The organism is Nocardia jiangxiensis NBRC 101359 (genome assembly GCF_000308615.1).
Taxonomy (GTDB): domain Bacteria; phylum Actinomycetota; class Actinomycetes; order Mycobacteriales; family Mycobacteriaceae; genus Nocardia; species Nocardia jiangxiensis.
Genome location: NZ_BAGB01000041.1, coordinates 424,853 through 440,827 on the forward strand (window position 1 = coordinate 424,853; position 15,975 = coordinate 440,827).

A 15,975-nucleotide genomic window follows, 5' to 3' on the forward strand; every position below is an offset into this window, starting at 1 on the left:
TCCTCAGGAGGCGAACAGCGGCATCGGACGGTCCGGATGCCGCTGCGCGAGCACATCCTGCAGCGGATCGGACACCGCGGCCGGACCCCGCGCCGCCTCGGCCGCCGTGCGATCACACAGCTCGGCGAGCCGGATCGTTCCGGCGGCCACTGCGGCCGGATCCAACGCCAGCAGCCGCTGCGCGGCCGTCGCGGCGCCGGTCATGGTGGTGTAGACGACCACCTCGGCGATCTCCCGCGCACTCACCTGCGCCGCGATGCCGACCACGCCGAAGACCGTCGACAGATGCGGCCGCGTCCCCAATTCCCGCCAATCCTGTTGCGGCCAGACCTGTTTCGCCAAACGCAGCAAACCCCGCCCCTGAGCCCGCGAGGCTGCCCGAGCCGCCGGTGCGGGCGTGCGCGCATCGGCTTCGCCCTCGGCACGCCGCGCATCCCACTCCCCCGCACACACCGCGGCGGCCAGCGATGCGGCCACCAGCCCGGACGTGCGAATACGCCGTCGCAGATACAACTCCAGCGTCACGACATCGCGGACCAGCCCCGAGGCCACCGCTTCTTCCACCCCGCCCGAATGCACATGCCCACCCACCGGCAACCGCGAGTCGGCCAGTGTGAACAACGTCGCCAGACTCATCGGCGCGACCCCGGGGCGAACATCCCCCGATCCTATGCGCACCACCCCCACACCTGCGCGGACAGCCGAGTGACACCGACCACGCCGCCTCCACGAACGCGCCCCCGATCCGCTCGACGCCGGAGGCGCACACGACGGGGCGTCCCCGAAAGCGGTCGGTCGCACCGCTCGCGACGGCCGAGCGCCCGCACGATCGCGGCACTCATCAACCGCGCAAAGCCGTTCAGCGACGGAACGTGCGGGACATCAGGCGCTGGGCCGGGCCGCGGGTGAGGTCGGACCAGGCCTGCAGCGGTCCGGACCACCACGGCGAGATCTCGACGGGTCTGGCGACGACGGCGTGGCAGACGACGTCGGCGGCTTCCTCCGCGGTCAGGCCGGGCATACTGCCGAAATCGGTGGGCGCGCTCATTCTGGTGTGCACGAGCGGCATGTACACCGAGGTCGTGGTGACGTTGTCGGCCGCGATCTCGGTGGCCACCGTGCGCAACCACGTGTCGAAGGCCGCCTTCGAGGCGCCGTACGCCGCCCAGCGCGGGGCCGGTGGCATCCGCAGCCCCCAGGTGGAGATGTTGACGATATGCCCCTCACGACGCTCGCGCATACTCGGCAGCAGGGCCAGCAGCAGCCGGACCGGGCCCAGATAGTTGATATCGATGGTCCGGGTGAAATCGTGGAAGCGGTCGTAGGACTGGTCGATCGAACGTCGAATCGACCGGCCCGCATTGTTGATCACCACATCCACGTGCCCGTATTCGTCGAGCAGTTCGCGACCGAGCCGGTCGGTGGCGTCCATATCGGTCAGGTCGACGCGGTGGACGTGCGCGATGCCGCCGCTCGCGGTGATCTCCGCGGCCACCGCCTCCATCTCCTCGAGCGACCGCGCCACCAGCAGCACCGTCGCGCCCGCGGCGGCGAGTTTGAGCGCGGCCTCCTTGCCGATGCCGTGCGAGGCGCCGGTCACCAGGACGACTCGGCCGGATACCGCCTGACGCAGCGCGTCGTTTCGCGGACGAGAGGTCGGATACAGCAGACGCGTCGCCAGCCGTTCGGCGAGCGGGCGGCCGTTCGCGGACGAGGTGTCGTTCACGACTCGACTCTAAAACGCGGTCCTGATCCTCGCGTGTGAAACACGCACGCGGTCAACCCGCGGCCGCCTCGACCGCCGGCTCTCGCTGCGCACGCGCCGCACGTCCCCGACCGGCGAATATCGCGATCACCGCCATCATTGCGAGCAGCGCGGCGCCGACCGTCGTCGCGACATGCATTCCGTCGACGAACGAACCCCGCGCGGCCCGCACGAGTCCGGCATCCGCACCCGCCCGAGCGATCGTCTCCCCCAGCGTCGGCGCGTAGTCACCGCCGGACCGGAACACCAGTGCCGCAAGCGATCCCAGCAGCGACAGCCCCAGGCCGTTACCCAATTCGAAACTGGTCTCGGAGATGCCGACCGCGGAACCGGCGCGTTCGGGCGGCACGGAGGACACCGACACCTCGGACACCAGCGTGAACATCGTGCCGTAGCCCAGGCCCGCCACCGTGGAACCCGCTATGTACCAGGCGATCCCGCCGTCCACACCCAGACCGGACAACATCAGGTTGCCCAACGCCGCCAGACCCAGCGCGCAAGCGAAGGCCGTGCGCGTGCCGAGTCGGCGGGCCACCCGGGCGCCGCCCATCGAGCAGACGAACACCACCGCGGCCGCCGGAATGCCCAGCAGCGCGGCGGACAACACGTCGCGTCCGGCGACCGATTGCAGGTAGGTGCTGGTCAGATAGCTCATCGCGGCCAGCGACATCATCCCGGCCGTGGACGACCCGATCGCGACGGAGAACAGCCCCCGCCGGAACAGACTCAGGTCCAGCAGCGGCTCGGCCAGATGACGCTGCCGCCGCACGAAGGCCACCAGCACGACCACACCCACCAGCCCGATCAGCACCGTGATCGGGTCGCCCCCTTCTGCCGCAGCCTGTTTGACCGCGTAGACGACCGGCAGAATGCCGCCGATCGACGTCGCCACACTCAACAGATCCAGCGGCCCGCGACCCGCCGCCCGATGTTCGGGCAGGACGAACGGTCCCAGCACCAGCAGCACCAGCAGCACCGGGATGTTGATCAAAAAGACCGCGCCCCACCAGAATTGGTGCAGCAGCATACCGCCGATCAGCGGCCCGACCGCCGACCCGCCCGCGAAGAAGGCCGTCCACACGCCGATCGCGGCGGCCCGCCGACGCGGATCGGGGAACAGGCTCGAGATCAGCGACAGACTCGACGGCAGCAGCGTGGCCCCGCCGACGCCCATCAACGCGCGCGCCGCGATCAGCACACCCGCACTCGGCGCGAAGGCCGCGAGTATCGAGGCGAGTCCGAAGACGCACGCCCCGGCGAGCAGGATGTTCCGCCGCCCGATCCGGTCGCCCAGATTGCCCATGGTGATGAGCAGTCCGGCGATCAGGAATCCGTAGATGTCCAGGATCCACAGCTGCTGGGTGGCATCCGGATCCAGGTGCGCGGTCACCGTCGGCATGGCCAGGTACAGCACCGACATATCCATCGACACCAGCAACACCGGCAGGATCAGAACAGCCAATCCCAACCAGGCACGCCGCGCCGTCGCGGGCACACCGGTGCCTGTCTCGCTCATCACCTATCCTTCGAATCGCGCGTACGACGTACGCGATAGTCTGGGTACAGCGTACGCACCCGGCTGGGTAAACGAAAGCGAGTGACGTCAGTGAACCGAGCGGCGGGCGGTCCCGATCCGAAACTCACCCGCGCGGCCATAGTCGACGCGGCGATCGCACTGGCCGACGAGGCCGGGGTGGACGCGTTATCGATGCGGCGCATCGCCGACCGGATGGGCGTGGGCGCGATGTCGCTGTACCGGCACGTCCCGAACAAGGACGCCCTACTGGCCGAGATGACCGACGAGGTGGCCCGCCGCAACCCCTATCCCGCGCCGGAGCCGGACTGGACCTGGCGCGACCGGGTACGCATCGCCGCCGATATCGATTGGCGGCTCTACCAGCAACATCCCTGGGTGCTGTTCACCTTCGCGGTGCCGCGCTACAACTTCGGCCCGCACAGTCTGGTCTGCCTGGCCTGGCTGGTGGAGGGTTTCGCGGAGCTGACCGACGATCCGCACGAGGCCACCCGGATGTCCCTGGCAGTGTGGAGTTATATCTCCGGCATCGCCCTACAGCAGGTCAGCGCCGCGATGCTGGCCAAACGCGAGAACGACCACGAGGACACCTCGGCCCTGGACGCGCTGCTGGAGGGCACACCGCGCTGGCCGACCCCGCCCGGCCTGGCCCCGCTCGAGGGAACCGGCCGCGGCGATCTGCTGGATCCGGTGCAACTGCTGCGCACCGGCCTGACCGCACTGTGCGACGGATTCGCCGCGGACCGGTGAGCCGGGCGGCCTACTCGGTAACGACGGCGTAGGCGAATCCGTCCCACCCCTTGCTGCCGACGGTCTGCAGGACCGACGCCTCGAGCCGCGGTTCGGCGCCGAGCAGCTCGATCACCTCGCGGCTGGCGCGCACCGCGGCATCGGTCGAATCCGCGTCGGCGATACCGCCGTTGCGCACGACGTTGTCGACGATGATCACCGAGCCGGGACGCGTCAGGCGCAACGCCCACCGCACGTAGTTGGAGTTGTTGACCTTGTCGGCATCGATGAAGACCAGATCGAATGGCGCGGGATCCTGCTTCGCCAGCACCGGCAGGCTGTCCAGGGCCGCACCGACCCGGATCTCCACCCGCTTGCCGACCCCGGCCCGGTCCAGATTCTCGCGAGCGACCTCGGCATGACGCGGTTCGAATTCCAGACTCAGCACCTGCCCGTCCTCGCCGACGGCCCGAGCCAGCCAGATCGTGCTGTATCCGCCGAGCGTGCCGATCTCGAGCACCCGCCGCGCCCCGATCGAACGCGCGATCAGATGCAGGAACTTGCCCTGCGCGGGCGATACGTCGATCGGCGGCAGTCCGGCCGCCGAATTCGCCTGCAGCACACCGGCATCCCCGTCTCCGACCAGGGTCTGCACCAGATAGCGATCCACGTCGTCCCATTCGGCATTCGTCATGATCGCAGTCTGCCACCACCAGGCCCCGGAACGCCGGACCTGGGCGGTCAGAACAGGAAGTACCGCTGTGCCATGGGCAATTCGGTGGCGGGCTGTTCGGCCCAGACCTCGCCGTCGACGCGCACGGTGAAGGTGTCCGGATCGACCTCGATGCGGGGCATGGCATCGTTGTGCGGCAGATCCGCCTTGGTGCGCCGCCGGACGTTCGCCACCGGGACCAGTTTGCGGTTCACCCGCAACCGGTCGGCCAGGCCCGCCTCGATCGCCTGTTCGGAGACGAAATGCAGTGCGGTACCGGCGGTTACCGCGGGAGCCGCGCCGAACATGGGCCGCGGCAGCACCGGCTGCGGGGTCGGGATGGAGGCGTTCGCATCGCCCATGGCCGCCCACGCGATCGCGCCGCCCTTGAGCACCGCATGCGGCCGGACTCCGAAGAAGGCCGGTTCCCACAGCACCAGATCGGCCAGTTTGCCGACCTCGACCGAACCGATCTCGTGATCCAGGCCATGCGTGATCGCCGGGCAGATGGTGTATTTCGCGATATACCGGCGCACCCGGTTGTTGTCCGCGGCGCCGTCGCCGGGCAGCGCGCCGCGCCGGCGCTTCATCATGTGCGCGGTCTGCCAGGTGCGCATGACGACCTCACCGATGCGGCCCATGGCCTGGGAATCGCTGCCGATCATGGAGATCGCGCCCAGATCGTGCAGCAGATCCTCCGCGGCGATGGTGGAGGGCCGGATCCGGCTCTCGGCGAAGGCCAGATCCTCCGGCACGGACGGATTCAGGTGATGGCACACCATGAGCATGTCCAGATGCTCGTCCAGGGTGTTGACCGTATGCGGCCGGGTCGGGTTGGTCGAACTGGGCATCACGTTGGGATGCGCTGCGACGGTGATGATGTCGGGCGCGTGCCCGCCGCCCGCGCCCTCGGTGTGATACGAGTGGATGGCCCGGCCCGCGATCGCGGCCAGCGTGTCCTCGACGAATCCGGCCTCGTTCAACGTATCCGAGTGCAGGGCGACCTGGACGCCGGCCGCATCGGCGACGGTGAGACAGGCATCGATCGCCGCGGGCGTGGTGCCCCAGTCCTCGTGCAGCTTGAATCCGCCTGCGCCGCCGCGCAATTGCTCCCACATCGCCTCGTGGCGCACGGTATTGCCCTTGCCGAGCAGCAGGATGTTCACCGGCCACCCGTCGGTGGCCTCGAGCATCCGGCCCAGATGCCACGCGCCTGGACTGACCGTGGTCGCCTTGCTGCCCTCGGCCGGGCCGGTGCCGCCGCCGACCATCGTGGTGATGCCGCCGCCGAGCGCCTCCTCGAGCAGCTGCGGGCAGATGAAGTGCACGTGGCAGTCGATCGCACCCGCGGTGAGGATGCGCCCGTTACCGGCAATGATCTCGGTACCGGCGCCGACCACCAGATCCGGGTGGACGCCGTCCATGGTGTCGGGATTGCCCGCCTTGCCGATGGCGCAGATGCGTCCGTCCCGAATACCGACGTCGGCCTTGATGATTCCCCAGTGGTCGACGATCACCGCACCGGTGATCACGGTGTCCGGGGTCCCCTCGGCGCGGGTGGCGCGGGCCTGGCCCATGGATTCGCGCAGCACCTTGCCGCCGCCGAAGACGGCCTCGTCACCGGCGAGACCCGGTCCGCCGCAACGGTCCTCGGTGATCTCGATCAGCAGATCGGTGTCGGCCAGGCGAATCCGGTCGCCCACGGTGGGCCCGAACAGCTCCGCATAACGGGCACGGGACAATTCGACCATCAGGCGTCCAGCTTTCCGGGTGCGTCGAGACCGATACCGTGCACCTCGCGCGAACCGCCGAGGGGAACCAGCGAAACCTGCTGTCCCAAACCGGGTTCGAAGCGCACCGCGGTGCCCGCGGGAATATCCAGGCGACGACCGTGCGCGGCCGTCCGATCGAACCGCAGCGCGGAGTTGGCCTGCGGGAAGTGCACGTGCGAGCCGACCTGCACCGGCCGATCGCCGGTGTTGACCACCTCGAGTTCGACCCGGTCCGCACCGGCGTTGATCTCGACGGGCGTTGTGCCGTACAGGAATTCGCCGGGTACCAGGCCCGTGGTGGCGCTCTCCCGCGCGGATTCGTCGTGCGTCATGGGCTCAGCCGATCGGGTGGTGGACGGTGACGAGTTTGGTGCCGTCCGGGAACGTGGCCTCCACCTGTACGTCGGCGATCATCTCGGGAATGCCCTCCATGACGTCCTCGCGGGTGAGCACCGTGCGTCCCGAGGCCATCAGCTCGGCGACGGTGCGCCCGTCACGCGCGCCCTCGAGCACGTGGTCGCTGATGACCGCGATCGCCTCGGGGTGATTGAGCCGCAGCCCCCGCGCCCGACGACGCCGGGCCAACTCGGCCGCATAGCTGAGCATCAGTCGTTCCTGCTCGTGCGGCGACAATCGCATGCGGACTCCTCGGCGGATCTGTCGGTGTCGGACATTCTGGCACGGCGGCCCCACAATCGCGCGCCGGAGCAGCGCGCCCCGTACGCGCAGGTCAGTCCGCGACGGGCAGATTCTGCAGCCGGACCTGCCCCCGAGCGATCACCCGATCCTGTTCATCGGTGATCGCCACCTGCCACAGCTGCTGCAGGCGACCGCGGTGGATCGGCGTCGCGGTGCCGCGCAGCACACCCTCGCGGACCGCGCGCAGGAAATCGGTGTTGTTGTTCACTCCGACGACAGATCCGCGATCGCCGTACCAGACTCCGCCGCCCACGCTCGCGAGCGTCTCGATGACGGTGCAGTACACGCCGCCGTTGACGATGCCCGCGGGCTGATGCAGCTGTGGGGACACGACCCACTCCCCGACCACTCGCTCGGCCGAGACCTCGGTGTACTTCAGACCGATCAGGTCGGAGAAGCTCCCTTCACTGAAACGGGTCATCTGCTCGGGAGTCAGATCCGCCAGCGAGCGGATCTCGGACCGGTCGTTCTCTGTCATGCGAAAAACAGTTGCATACCCCAGCTAACGCCCGGCTCGCGGGTCGGACGAACGGGAATCGGCGGTATTCCCATGCCGGAGACGAGAGCGGCGGGCCCGGCACGATGGCCGGACCCGCCGCGGCAACAGATCGGGGAGTCAACCGCAGCCCTCGGGACTCTCGCTCGATCCTGACGCCGGTTTCAGTGTAGGACAGGCTTACCTAACTAGGCAAGCCCGCCGCACCGGAAGGCCGCGTTCCTGCATCGCCGCCAGCAGACCCTGGCCGCGTTCGGCGCCCAGCGTCGAGGAGGTACCCGCCAGATCCGGCACATACGTCGCCGCACCGACCACGCTCTCGGCCACCAGCGACCAGAACCGGCGCGGGGTCAGCCCCGAGCAGCGCCACAGGGCGACCTGCACGAGCGTCAGCGCGGTCGAACAGCGATGCGCGAGCCACACCTGCAGCGCCCGCTCGCACGGCAGCACCACCACGCCCGGCTCCCCCGCCAGCCGATCACCCTCGACGACGCGAATCGTGGTGTCGGACAAGCCCGCCCAGTCGATGCCGCCGTCGTTGTCCGAATGCATCCACAGGTTCTCGAGGCCCGGATCCCAGGCACGCCCCTCGACCACCAGCAGTGCGACCACGCGGCCGACCACCGCGTGGATCAGCGCCGTCGCCACCACTTCAGCGGCGATGTCGGCATTGCTCATCTCGGCCGCGTGGCGGCGGTACATCAGGGCGATGCGCCCCTCGTCGAGACCGTCGGACAGCCGCCACCAGCGGCGTCGGCCGTGGTCGACCATCGCGGCGACGGCGTAGACACGCGGATGTTCCGGCTGCAGGGCCCGCAACCGCTGACAGGCATGCCCGAATACCGGCTCGCAGTGGCGCGGCGGACAGGCGGTGATCGGCTCGAACATTCGAACCTCCTTCGGGTAACAGTGCGGACCTGAACAAAAGATAGGTTAGGCTTACCAGGCTTCCTTGGGCAATGGATGGAATCAATCAGGAGTTATTCGTCGCACCGACCGGCCGTATGAAAAATCCCACAGAGTTACCGGCTGGTTACGACGATATGTAGTACGCATTTGCGTCGTTGTCTCCGTAAGCTTGTGGGATGGCAGGTCTTGGTGAACTCGAGAAAGCGGTCATGGACCAGTTGTGGTCGGCCGATCAACCGCAGACGGTCAGGCAGGTTCACGAGGCCCTCGCAGCGCATCGCGAACTCGCGTACACCACGGTGATGACGGTTCTGCAGCGGCTGGCGAAGAAGGATCTCGTCGTTCAGCAGCGCGACGACCGCGCCCACCGGTACGCCCCCGTGCACACCCGTGACGAGCTGGTCGCCAGCCTCATGGTCGATGCACTCCAGCAGGCGGACGAGGTCGGCAGCCGTCGCGCGGCCCTGGTGCACTTCGTCGAGCAGGTCGGAAACGACGGGGCTGCCGCTCTGCGCGAGGCACTCGCTAAGCTCGAAGCCACCGAGGCCGCACGCACCAAGTCCGACACCACGCGCAACGCGTCCGACGACAAGGGAGTCGCCCCGCCGCAGTAGAGAACTGCGGCGCTCCCGACGCCGCGATCTCGGGCCCTGGCCCCACAACGCAGTGAGCTGAGCATGAACGCAACCGCGCCGGTATTCGCCGGTCTCGCTTTGCTTCTGGCGGGACCGGTCCCAGCCCTGCTCAGCCGAGCCTCGTGGCCGTACCGGACGCCACGGGCAGCCCTGGTGCTGTGGCAGGCCGTCGCCCTCGCCGCGGTGCTCAGCGCCTTCGGCTCCGGCCTGGCCATCGCCAGCCTGCTGCTGGTCCCGGGCCCCGACGGGCGGCCGACCACCTCACCCACCCGGGAGATCCACGCACTCGGCCTGCCGCTGTGGTCGGCCTATGTGATCGTCCTCGCGCTGACTCTGCTGGTCGGCGCACGCCTGATCTACATGGTGATCCGCGTCGGCATTCACACCCGACGCCGCCGGACCCGCCATCGCATCCTGGTCGACCTGCTCGATCAGGGCGGCGACATCAGCGGTCACCGCGCCGCGGACATCCGCGTGCTGGCCGCGGCCGAACCGATCGCCTACTGCCTGCCCGGTCTGCGCCGCCGCGTCGTGCTGAGCCAAGGCACCTTCACCAGCCTGACCGAATCGGAGCTGACCGCGATCGTCAGCCACGAGCGTTCGCATCTGCGCGCCCGGCACGATCTGGTGCTCGAGGCGTTCACCGCCGCACACGAGGCGTTCCCCCGGTTCGTACGCAGCAAATCCGCGCTCGACTCGGTGAAACTGCTGATCGAACTGCTCGCCGACGATTCCGCGGTCAAGGTCACCGGCGCGACGCCGCTGGCCCGCGCGCTGGTGGCCTGCTCGAATTCGACCGCGCCGCAGGGCGCGATGGCCGTGGGTGGGCCGACCACCCTCATCCGCATCCAGCGCCTGGCCGGTCCGCTCGGCGATCTGCGTATCGCTGTCGCGGCCTATCTCGCGGCCGCGGCCATCCTGGTGGTGCCGACCCTCGCGGTGGCGATTCCCTGGCTCGTCGAGCTGAAGCGCCTGTTCCGTGCCTGAACCGGGCGTGGTTCGCGCGCCGCGGTTCGCCGATCTGGGCCTGCCGGTCCCGCTGGTTCAGGCGCTGCGCCGGGCCGGACTGGAGACCGCCTTCCCGATCCAGGCCGCGGCCGTCCCCGACATTCTCGCCGGACGCGACGTATTGGGCCGGGCCGCAACGGGATCGGGGAAGACCCTGGCCTTCGGCCTGCCCATGTTGGTGCGACTCATCCGCGCTGCCTCGGCTCCCCGTCGACCCCGGGGCCTGGTCCTCGCACCGACCCGGGAACTCGCACTGCAGATCGAGACGGCATTGGACGAGTCCGCCCTCGCGCTCGGGCTGCGACTGGGTACCGCGGTCGGCGGCGTGCCGATCGCCCGCCAGGCGCAGCGGCTGGATCGCGGCGTGGACCTGCTGATCGCCACTCCCGGACGGCTCGCCGATCTGATCGCGCAGGGCGCGGCCGGACTCGACGCGATCCGGGTGGTCGCGGTGGACGAGGCCGATCACATGGCCCAGCTCGGTTTCCTCGACCAGATCACCGCCCTGTTGGATCTGCTGCCGGCGGACAGCCAGCATCTGCTGTTCTCGGCCACTCTCGACGATGCGGTGGACGTTCTGGTGCGGCGGTACCTGCGTGAGCCGGTACTGCACGCGGTCGACGCGACGCCTTCGGATGCCACGGGTGAGTTCTCGGATCTCGTTGCGCACCACGACAATACGGAATCATCCGAACGTGCCGGTACCGGGACGAACGCATCCGCCCCGCCGGGCGAGGTCGGTTCGACCCCGGCCATCACCCATCATCTGCTGTATCTGCGCAAGGCCGACAAACGCGCGGTGGTCGCCGAGATCGCTGCCCGCGAGGGCCGCACCCTGCTGTTCGTGCGCACCCAGTACGGCGCGGACAAACTGGCTCGCCGCCTGCGCGAATCCGGAATCGCCGCGGCGGTCCTGCACGGCGGCAAGGCGCAGAACCAGCGCACCCGTACCCTGGCCGCCTTCGCCGGCGGCTCGGCGCCGGTCCTGGTCGCGACCGACGTCGCCGCCCGCGGCATCCACGTCGACGACATCTCCCTGGTCGTGCACGTCGACCCGCCCGCCGATCCCAAGGACTACCTGCATCGCGCGGGCCGCACCGCCCGCGCGGGCGCGACCGGCACCGTGGTCACCCTCATCACCGAGGACGAGCGCGAGACGGCCGAACAACTGGTCCGCGAAGCCGGAATCCGCCCCACCCACACGAAGATCCGCCCCGGCGACCGCCACCTCACCGACCTCACCGGAGCCCGCCGCCCGTCGGGCACCCCCGTCCCGGACCCGACCGCACCGGCTCCCCCGCCGAGTCCCCGCACCGACCCCGGCGATCACCACCGCCGATCCCGAACCGGCCGTTCGTATTCCACCCGCCGAAACCGCCACACACGCTGACCGCACAGCCGAGTAATCCGACAATTCGGACAGCTGGATCGATCAGGCCGGCACCAGTCGATCGCGGAGGGGCAACGATGACCGATCGCACAACCGTCCGGTGACCGGCCCGCGCCACGTTCGCCGAGGTCGTCCGCGCAACCCGGGAATTCCCCTACAATTGCCGGAGTGCAGTTTCTACCGGGCCATCAGCCGCCCTACGACCTGACCTACGACGACATCTTCCTCGTCCCGAATCGGACGGAAGTCACGTCCCGATTCGACGTCGACCTGTCGACCAGCGACGGGACGGGCACGACGATCCCGATCGTGGTGGCCAACATGACCGCGGTCGCCGGACGCCGGATGGCCGAGACGGTCGCCCGCCGCGGCGGCATCGTGGTACTGCCGCAGGATCTTCCGCTCGGCGCGGCCGCGGACACGATCTCCTTCGTCAAGGCCCGCTCCCTGGTCGCCGACACCCCGGTGGTGCTGGGCCCGGATCATTCGGTGTCCGAGGCGCTGGCGCTGATCCACAAGCGCGCGCACGGCGCGGTGGTGGTCGTGGAGAACGACCGCCCGATCGGTGTGGTCACCGAAGCCTCCTGCGCCGACGTCGACCGCTTCGCGCGCCTGGGCGCCGTCGCCGAGACCGGATTCGTCACCGTCGCGGCCGACACCTCACCCCGCGAGATCTTCGAAACCCTCGAATCCCAGCACGCGCACCTCGCGGTGCTGGTGGCCGCGGACGGCACACTCGCCGGCGTGCTCACCCGCACCGGCGCGGTCCGCACCGGCATCTACGACCCGGCGATCGACGCGTCCGGCAAGCTGCGCATCGCGGCGGCGGTCGGCATCAACGGGGACGTCCCGGCCAAGGCGAAGGCGCTGGTCGACGCCGGCGCCGACGTGCTGGTGATGGATACCGCGCACGGCCACCAGATCAAGATGCTCGAGGCGCTGCGTTCGGTCGCCGATCTGCGTCTGGGCGTCCCGCTGGTGGCGGGCAATGTGGTCTCCGCCGAGGGCACCCGCGATCTGGCCGCGGCCGGGGCCGACATCATCAAGGTCGGCGTCGGACCCGGCGCCATGTGCACCACCCGCATGATGACCGGCGTGGGCCGCCCGCAGTTCTCCGCCGTGGCCGAGTGCGCTTCGGCGGCAAAGGATCTCGGCGTGCACATCTGGGCCGACGGCGGTGTGCGGCATCCGCGCGACGTCGCTCTGGCCATCGCCGCGGGCGCGTCGAACGTGATGATCGGCTCCTGGTTCGCGGGTACCTACGAATCCCCCGGCGACCTGCGCGTCGACCGCGACGGCAACGCCTACAAGGAGAGTTTCGGCATGGCGTCCAAGCGTGCGGTCGCCGCGCGCACCGTCACCGACAACGCCTTCGACCGGGCTCGCAAGGCGCTGTTCGAGGAGGGCATCTCCTCCTCGCGGATGCGACTGGATCCCGAACGGCCCGGCGTGGAGGATCTGATCGACCACATCTGCTCGGGCGTGCGTAGCGCCTGCACCTATGCCGGGGCCCGCACGCTGGGCGAACTGCACGACAAGGCGGTGCTCGGCGTGCAGTCCGCGGCCGGATTCGCCGAGGGCCGTCCGCTCCCGTCGGGGTGGTGAGAGTCCCCGACCGCACGATGGGTTCGGTCGCCACCGCGTGCCGCGGTGGCGACCTCGGCGGCGGCTGCCGGTAACATGAAGGTTGCCGGTCCGGGCACGAGGAAGGCCCGCGACCGGATCCGTATCCATGAACAGCTTCCGCTTGCGAAAGGAACCAGTTGTCACCCGCGTCCGAGGGCGCCACTCAGGAGGGCTCCTCTACCGAGCCGGGTGACATACCCGGCGCCCCCGTCATCGCAGCAATTCCCGGACATTCGAAACATCGGGGACGGTGTTGAGACGTGTCCGTCCTGCTCACAGTTCTGAGTCTGCTGGGCTTCGTCGCGCTCACCGCCGGCACCGCCCTGTTCGTCGCCGCCGAATTCTCGCTCACCGCGCTGGAACGCAGCACTGTCGAGGCGCATGCCCGCGACGGTGATCGCCGCGCCCGCCAGGTGCGCCACGCGCATCGGAGCCTGTCGTTCCAGCTGTCCGGCGCACAGCTGGGCATCACCCTCACCACCCTGGTGACCGGTTATATCGCCGAACCCGTCCTGGCCCGGCTGATCGAACCGCTGTGCACCGCACTCGGCGCGAGTGCCGGTGCCGCACAAGGCATCTCGCTGGTCGTTTCGCTTGTGCTGGCCACCTCGCTGTCCATGGTCTACGGCGAGCTGGTGCCCAAGAACATCGCGATCACCGCACCGCTGGCCACCGCGCGCCTGACCGCCATCCCGATGATCACCTTCTCCACGTTCTTCGCCTGGCTGATCAAACTGCTCAACGGCACCGCCAACTGGGTGGTCCGGCAGCTGGGCATCGAGCCCGCCGAAGAACTGCGTTCGGCGCGTTCCCCCGAGGAACTGGGCTCGCTGGTGCGCACCTCCGCCCTGCGTGGCGCGCTGGATCTGCGCACCGCGCAGGTGGTGGGCCGGTCGCTGGAATTCGGCGAGCGCAGCGCCGAGGAGTTGATGACGCCCCGGGTGAAGATCGAGTCCCTGGATCAGGACGGGACCATCGCCGATCTGCTCGCCGCCGCGAGCCGCACCGGATTCTCCCGGTTCCCGGTGATCGACGGCGATCTGGACAACACCCTCGGCGTGGTGCACGTCAAACAGGCATTCCTGCATCCGGTCCGGGATCGCCGCCACATCGTGCTGCGCGCGATCGCGCATCCGGTGCCGATCGTTCCGGCCAGCCTGGACGGTGACGCGGTGCTCGAACGGGTGCGCGCGGACGGTATGCAGGTGGCCCTGGTGGTGGACGAGTACGGCGGCACCGCGGGTCTGGTGACGATGGAGGACATCATCGAGGAGATCCTCGGCGATGTGCGCGACGAGCACGACGAGGAGGAACTCGACGTGCGTCGCACCTCCTCGGGCTGGAACTGCTCGGGTCTGCTGCGGATCGATGAGGTCGCCCGCACCACCGGATACGACGCGCCCGAGGGTGAATACGAAACCCTCGGCGGTCTGGTGCTGACCCGGCTGGGCCGGATCCCCGAGACCGGTGACGAGGTGCTGCTGCCCGATCCCGGTACCGGACAACAGAATTCGACCGGATCGCATGGCGGCAGCGGCTGGCTGGCCCGCGTGGAGCGCATGGACGGCCGTCGCATCGATCGGGTGCTGTTGCAGCCGGTGGACGCCGATACGGTGGCGGAATGGGAGCTCAGCCATGGGTGATCTGTTCGGTGTGCTGCTGACCCTGGTGCTGCTGGGGTGCAACGCCTTCTTCGTCGGCGCGGAGTTCGCGCTCATCTCCGCGCGCCGCGACCGGCTCGAGGCGCTGGAGGCACAGGGCAAGCGCGGTGCGGTGACGGTCATCCGGGCCGGTGAGCACCTGTCGATGATGCTGGCCGCCGCGCAGCTGGGCATCACCATCGCCTCCCTGCTGCTGGGCCGGATCGGCGAACCCGCCATCGCGCATCTGCTGACATACCCCTTCGATCTGGCGCACGTGCCCGAGCAGTTGCTGCATCCGATCTCGTTCGCGCTGTCGCTGTGCCTGGTGGTGATGCTGCATATGCTGCTGGGCGAGATGATCCCGAAGAACATCGCCCTGGCCGGGCCGGAACGTGTTGCGCTGCTGCTGGTTCCGGTGATGTTGATCTGGCTGCGGCTGGCCCGTCCGGTGATCATGCTCTACAACCTGGCCGCGAATCTGTCGCTGCGGGCGCTGCGGATCGAGCCCAAGGACGAGCTGGACACCACCGTCTCGTCGGTGGAGCTGGCGGAGATGCTCGGTGAATCCCGTTCGGAGGGTTTGATCGACGAGGACGAGCATCGCCGTCTCACCCAGGCGCTCGGTACCACCGACCGCATCGTCGCCGATGTGATGGTGCCGCTGGCCAAGACGCGGTGCGTACCGCTGCGCGGGGACGGAACCACACTCGGCGATATCGAATCCGCGGTCGCCGAGACGGGTTTCTCGCGGTATCCGGTGCGCACGGACGATGGTTCGCTGGTCGGCTATCTGCATGTCAAGGACGTGCTGGACAAGGTGGCCGACGACGATGCGGGCCCGGCCACGCCGATCCCCCGCACCGATATCCGCCCGCTGCCGACGGTGAGTATGGGCACCACCCTGTACGAGGCGCTCGCGCGGCTGCGACGGACCAGCAGTCATCTCGGGCGCGCGGTCGACAGCCGCGGCAACACCGTGGGCATCGTCGCGCTCGAGGATCTGGTGGAGGAGTTCGTGGGCACGGTCCGCGACGGCACCCACCGGATCGCGGAATGA

Annotated in this window: 16 protein-coding genes; 7 read left to right on the plus strand and 9 right to left on the minus strand. The window is 69.1% G+C overall.

Annotated elements, in window-relative coordinates; genetic code table 11:
• Window positions 1–3: 3 nt before the first annotated feature.
• The 3 genes from ON40_RS16010 to ON40_RS16020 form a co-directional block, all read right to left on the minus strand.
• Entirely contained in the window at window positions 4–636 is a 633-nt protein-coding gene (locus tag ON40_RS16010) for an urease accessory protein UreF (RefSeq protein WP_040823229.1), read from the minus strand.
• Between the two features lie 223 nt (window positions 637–859).
• Window positions 860–1,726 carry an SDR family NAD(P)-dependent oxidoreductase gene (locus tag ON40_RS16015; RefSeq protein ID WP_245567821.1) on the minus strand — a complete coding sequence of 289 codons (867 nt, stop codon included), beginning with the start codon at window positions 1,724–1,726 and terminating at the stop codon, window positions 860–862.
• Between the two features lie 52 nt (window positions 1,727–1,778).
• Window positions 1,779–3,281 (minus strand): MFS transporter, encoded by a 1,503-nt coding sequence (locus ON40_RS16020; RefSeq protein WP_051193159.1) that lies wholly within the window; start codon window positions 3,279–3,281, stop codon window positions 1,779–1,781.
• A gap of 81 nt (window positions 3,282–3,362) precedes the next feature.
• Here ON40_RS16020 and ON40_RS16025 point away from each other — a divergent pair, with 81 nt between their 5' ends.
• Window positions 3,363–4,049, plus strand: a complete 687-nt coding sequence (locus ON40_RS16025; protein WP_245567822.1) for a TetR/AcrR family transcriptional regulator — start codon at window positions 3,363–3,365, stop codon at window positions 4,047–4,049.
• 10 nt (window positions 4,050–4,059) lie between these two features.
• On the opposite strand, the gene ON40_RS16030 is transcribed toward ON40_RS16025, so the two are convergent.
• From ON40_RS16030 to ON40_RS16055, 6 genes are all read right to left on the minus strand, one after another.
• Window positions 4,060–4,722, minus strand: coding sequence for an O-methyltransferase (locus tag ON40_RS16030; RefSeq protein WP_040823235.1), 663 nt, complete (start codon window positions 4,720–4,722; stop codon window positions 4,060–4,062).
• Window positions 4,723–4,769: 47 nt separating this feature from the next.
• Window positions 4,770–6,491 (minus strand): urease subunit alpha, encoded by a 1,722-nt coding sequence (locus tag ON40_RS16035; RefSeq protein ID WP_040823237.1) that lies wholly within the window; start codon window positions 6,489–6,491, stop codon window positions 4,770–4,772.
• The gene (locus ON40_RS16040; protein WP_040824270.1) at window positions 6,491–6,802 is read right to left on the minus strand and encodes an urease subunit beta; all 312 of its coding nucleotides are present in this window, start codon (window positions 6,800–6,802) and stop codon (window positions 6,491–6,493) included. Before ON40_RS16040 ends, ON40_RS16035 begins: the two co-directional genes overlap by 1 nt.
• 46 nt (window positions 6,803–6,848) lie before the next feature.
• Window positions 6,849–7,151: an urease subunit gamma gene (locus ON40_RS16045; protein WP_040823239.1), complete on the minus strand. Its 303-nt coding sequence runs from the start codon at window positions 7,149–7,151 to the stop codon at window positions 6,849–6,851.
• Window positions 7,152–7,242: 91 nt separating this feature from the next.
• The gene (locus ON40_RS16050; protein WP_083895667.1) at window positions 7,243–7,689 is read right to left on the minus strand and encodes a PaaI family thioesterase; all 447 of its coding nucleotides are present in this window, start codon (window positions 7,687–7,689) and stop codon (window positions 7,243–7,245) included.
• 198 nt (window positions 7,690–7,887) lie between these two features.
• Window positions 7,888–8,595: a hypothetical protein gene (locus tag ON40_RS16055; protein WP_040823240.1), complete on the minus strand. Its 708-nt coding sequence runs from the start codon at window positions 8,593–8,595 to the stop codon at window positions 7,888–7,890.
• 197 nt (window positions 8,596–8,792) lie between these two features.
• Between ON40_RS16055 and ON40_RS16060 the strand changes: the two genes are divergently transcribed.
• The 6 genes from ON40_RS16060 to ON40_RS16085 all read left to right on the plus strand — a co-directional run bounded on the left by ON40_RS16060 (window position 8,793) and on the right by ON40_RS16085 (window position 15,975).
• Window positions 8,793–9,230, plus strand: coding sequence for a BlaI/MecI/CopY family transcriptional regulator (locus ON40_RS16060; protein ID WP_051193160.1), 438 nt, complete (start codon window positions 8,793–8,795; stop codon window positions 9,228–9,230).
• A gap of 63 nt (window positions 9,231–9,293) precedes the next feature.
• On the plus strand, window positions 9,294–10,238 hold the full coding sequence (locus tag ON40_RS16065) for a M56 family metallopeptidase (protein WP_040823243.1): 945 nt from the start codon (window positions 9,294–9,296) through the stop codon (window positions 10,236–10,238).
• Window positions 10,231–11,649 carry a DEAD/DEAH box helicase gene (locus tag ON40_RS48180; protein WP_169541861.1) on the plus strand — a complete coding sequence of 473 codons (1,419 nt, stop codon included), beginning with the start codon at window positions 10,231–10,233 and terminating at the stop codon, window positions 11,647–11,649. The genes ON40_RS16065 and ON40_RS48180 overlap by 8 nt, the downstream gene beginning before the upstream one ends.
• Window positions 11,650–11,817: 168 nt before the next feature.
• On the plus strand, window positions 11,818–13,254 hold the full coding sequence (locus ON40_RS16075) for a GuaB1 family IMP dehydrogenase-related protein (protein ID WP_040823244.1): 1,437 nt from the start codon (window positions 11,818–11,820) through the stop codon (window positions 13,252–13,254).
• A 281-nt stretch (window positions 13,255–13,535) separates the two neighbouring features.
• Window positions 13,536–14,918 (plus strand): hemolysin family protein, encoded by a 1,383-nt coding sequence (locus ON40_RS16080; protein ID WP_040823245.1) that lies wholly within the window; start codon window positions 13,536–13,538, stop codon window positions 14,916–14,918.
• On the plus strand, window positions 14,911–15,975 hold the full coding sequence (locus tag ON40_RS16085; protein WP_040823246.1) for a hemolysin family protein: 1,065 nt from the start codon (window positions 14,911–14,913) through the stop codon (window positions 15,973–15,975). The genes ON40_RS16080 and ON40_RS16085 overlap by 8 nt, the downstream gene beginning before the upstream one ends.

Coding starts and splice junctions, on each gene's coding strand:
- ON40_RS16010 (WP_040823229.1), bottom strand. CDS start 636: ATGAGTCTGGCGACGTTGTTCACACTGGCCGACTCGCGGTTGCCGGTG.
- ON40_RS16020 (WP_051193159.1), bottom strand. CDS start 3,281: ATGAGCGAGACAGGCACCGGTGTGCCCGCGACGGCGCGGCGTGCCTGG.
- ON40_RS16030 (WP_040823235.1), bottom strand. CDS start 4,722: ATGACGAATGCCGAATGGGACGACGTGGATCGCTATCTGGTGCAGACC.
- ON40_RS16035 (WP_040823237.1), bottom strand. CDS start 6,491: ATGGTCGAATTGTCCCGTGCCCGTTATGCGGAGCTGTTCGGGCCCACC.
- ON40_RS16045 (WP_040823239.1), bottom strand. CDS start 7,151: ATGCGATTGTCGCCGCACGAGCAGGAACGACTGATGCTCAGCTATGCG.
- ON40_RS16050 (WP_083895667.1), bottom strand. CDS start 7,689: ATGACAGAGAACGACCGGTCCGAGATCCGCTCGCTGGCGGATCTGACT.
- ON40_RS16055 (WP_040823240.1), bottom strand. CDS start 8,595: ATGTTCGAGCCGATCACCGCCTGTCCGCCGCGCCACTGCGAGCCGGTA.
- ON40_RS16060 (WP_051193160.1), top strand. CDS start 8,793: ATGGCAGGTCTTGGTGAACTCGAGAAAGCGGTCATGGACCAGTTGTGG.
- ON40_RS16065 (WP_040823243.1), top strand. CDS start 9,294: ATGAACGCAACCGCGCCGGTATTCGCCGGTCTCGCTTTGCTTCTGGCG.
- ON40_RS16085 (WP_040823246.1), top strand. CDS start 14,911: ATGGGTGATCTGTTCGGTGTGCTGCTGACCCTGGTGCTGCTGGGGTGC.